1 protein-coding gene is annotated in these 764 nt (G+C 65.4%); it reads left to right on the top strand.

The window, feature by feature from the left end:
* Positions 1 to 764 (top strand): hypothetical protein (locus tag DQW85_RS22005; protein WP_205315304.1); only part of this gene is annotated, 764 nt, incomplete at its 5' end.

Raw genomic sequence — 764 nt, forward strand, 5'->3', positions numbered from 1 at the left:
CGGATTCGGGCCGGTTCTGGTTCTCGCGGGTGCGGACGGCTCAGCTGATGCGGGCGGATCCGACGAAGAGGGTGAAGCGCAAGCAGGATCTTGTGCGGTTGCCGTACACGGCGTGGCGTTCGGATACGACTGACACCTGGCGTTCGCTGACGGGTAAGGGGGGCCGTCGGGTGAGCAATCAGGATGTGAAGGTCGTGTTCAAGGGTTCGGAGGATGAGGCCGAGTGGAAGCGGGCCGGGTCGCCGGATCTGGCGGGGGATACCAAGGCGCGTTCCGCTGAGGGGACTCCGCAGTCGATCGTGTCGATCGACAATCCGGGTTTCACCTGGTCGAACGTGGCCAAGCTGCCTACCGGTAAGGCGGAGCTGGAGGCCAAGCTGAAGGGGCTGTATCCGCGGAGTCAGAGCAAGGAGAGGGGGGTGTCCTTCGCGGGCTATCTGTGGGCGACGGGTGCTGATCTGCTGACGGCGCCGATCACTCCGGGTACGCGGTCGGCGCTGTTTGAGGTGCTGGCTGATTCGGCTTCGGGGTTGAAGTCCCAGGCGGGTGTCAAGGACGCGCTGGGTCGTACGGGTGTGGCGCTGGAGACGACCGGGCCGGATGACGCGGGCAGGGCGGACAGGATCACCTATCGGTTGATCTTCGATGACAAGACCGGCGCCGGGCTGGAGCTGAGCGTGATCGAGGAAGGCGTGCCGCTGCTCCAGCAGACCTTCCAGAGCACCGGCTACGTCGACAAGCTCGGCGACACCCCCCAGCGGTAA

The organism is Nonomuraea lactucae, from assembly GCF_003313395.1.
Classification (GTDB): domain Bacteria; phylum Actinomycetota; class Actinomycetes; order Streptosporangiales; family Streptosporangiaceae; genus Nonomuraea; species Nonomuraea lactucae.